This window comes from Leptolyngbya sp. BC1307 (assembly GCF_002286735.1).
Taxonomy (GTDB): domain Bacteria; phylum Cyanobacteriota; class Cyanobacteriia; order Phormidesmidales; family Phormidesmidaceae; genus Phormidesmis.
This window is the reverse complement of record NZ_NRTA01000122.1, coordinates 1-1,911: the sequence shown is the minus strand read 5'-3', so window position 1 is coordinate 1,911 and position 1,911 is coordinate 1. Positions and strand designations below refer to the sequence as shown.

Annotated in this window: 1 protein-coding gene and 1 pseudogene; both read right to left on the bottom strand. The window is 52.2% G+C overall.

Going from position 1 to position 1,911, the window contains the following annotated elements:
• Positions 1 to 507: 507 nt before the first annotated feature.
• Positions 508 to 1,287 carry a hypothetical protein gene (locus tag CKL79_RS23660; protein WP_205879195.1) on the bottom strand — a complete coding sequence of 260 codons (780 nt, stop codon included), beginning with the start codon at positions 1,285 to 1,287 and terminating at the stop codon, positions 508 to 510.
• A 118-nt stretch (positions 1,288 to 1,405) separates the two neighbouring features.
• A pseudogene (locus tag CKL79_RS22250) lies at positions 1,406 to 1,822 on the bottom strand (ATP-binding protein); the annotation flags it as partial.
• Positions 1,823 to 1,911 lie beyond the last annotated feature (89 nt).

The window sequence follows — 1,911 nt, the reverse complement described above, 5'->3', positions numbered from 1 at the left end:
TTTGTCCCCGTCATTCGACAGTTTATTCTAGAAAACGTAACAGAAGCTACTTTCGCTTGACCATAGTTTCGTTTTGCTGTCAATGCGTAACTCCTATAATACTGATCTAGCCCCATCAATAAAGCTGTCAAATTCAATATTCTTTACTTAACATTTCTGAAAATGCGATCCGCTTTCTAGAATCTCACGGTTCGCTCAAAATAGAGGGGGTTGAATAGAATTATCCAGTGAGAGCGAGATAGATATCATCAGCACCCCCGACCAACAGCAAGATGCGCTGATGCAGTTCAGCTAAAGGGGAGAGAGGAACCTTTGGAGCAACCCCTCAATCTCGATAACGGTCAGCGTTACCCCCCGAAAAGCTTGGAGTAGTAATTCAGCGGTCGGTCGAGCCGTGGCCCGTTTAGGATTGCCCGCATAGAGCCCAGACAGCTCCTGTTGGGTTGATTCGAGAGCACAGCGCACCGAGAATTCGAGCAAGCAGAGGATACGCAGCCCCAGACTCAATCAGCGAATCCAGCCCTTGACGCGCTCGTCAGAGGCCAAAAACAAGGGAGTCAAGCCAATCGACTTACCTTTGTAGCGTCTAAAGCATCGCTCAATGAGACACTCGTTGCGGTAGCCGTAGACCGCCTCCTGCAAGGACAAATTGAGGTCGTTGGAGACATAGACCCGCCATCCCAATAGCCGCTGGGTGTGCTCATAGGCATCTGGGTCGAGCGCCGCCTTCACGCTCAGCTTAGTTTCTGTGAGGGTACGCGCTGGTTGCCCCCGATAGGCGCGTTTGTGAAGGGTCTCGGTGGTCGTTTCATCGGCTACCTGCAAAAGGGCTTTCACCCGGTAGCGCTGAAGAATTCGGTTGACAGCGGCCACGGTTTCATCGACTGAGCGCCGTTTGTGTCCCCGACTGGTCACGTTGAGCTGCGCGATCGCCGCTGTGGCTTTCTCAATGCGGTTGTCCAAGCTTTGGCGTTGCCGTTGCCCATGCTTGAAGGAATGCACCACCAACCACTGCTCTGTCCAGGTGAACTTCTCTGTCCCTGTCCCGACAGACTGAGACATCGGGATGGCAAATCCCTCCGCAATGAAGTCCGGCTCAGACTCGGCGGATGCCGCTGAAACGGGTGCGTTAGCGGTCACCTCAGGGGCGGCTACCGACACGAGCGTTTCCTCATCTCGAAAGACCGGCGCGAGCAGTTCGGTATCAAATGTCAAGGGCATAGCGGTGACATGACAGTCAGTTGTCGTGATGAGTGACATTTGGGAGAGACTATAAAGGCTCATCATGAGACTCATCGAATACAGGTGGTGGGCGAGGTCAGCGTCAGACGACAGCCAGTGATCAAAGTGACAGTGCGTGATCAGTTAAAGAAATCAGACGTGTGGGACTATTCTGCGCTGCCCGCTAGCTCTTGCTCCGAGTGGTCGCTGCTTGCTGACGGTAGCTTTTAGCTTTAATCTCAAAGATGACAGCATGATGAACGAGACGGTCAACAGCGGCAACCGTCATCATCGAGTCAGGGAAAATGCTATCCCACTGACTGAACGGCTGATTGGCCGTAATTAATAAACTCTTGCGCTCATAGCGATGCGCAATCAGTTCAAAGAGCACAGAGGTTTCGGCCTCCGACTTCTGGACGTAGCCGAAATCGTCTAGGACGAGCAACTCAAAGCGGTCAAGCTTCTTGAGCCTGGACTGCAAGAGCAGTTGTTGTTTATCGTGTTGAAGCTGTTGAACTAAGGCAAGGGCATTAAAGAACTTAACCCGCCTGCCCGCTTCTAGCATGGCTCTGGCCAAGCCCACAGACAAATGCGTTTTAGCGCGACCATAAGGATACCCTCCTAATCAGACGATTTTAACTTATTCTGTGACTGACTCGTACGGTTGGCTTCCAGGCGTAAGCGTTCCAT

What these genes read in the sequence shown, in the direction of transcription:
- CKL79_RS23660 (WP_205879195.1), bottom strand. Translation starts at nt 1,287, where the DNA reads ATGATGAGCCTTTATAGTCTCTCCCAAATGTCACTCATCACGACAACT.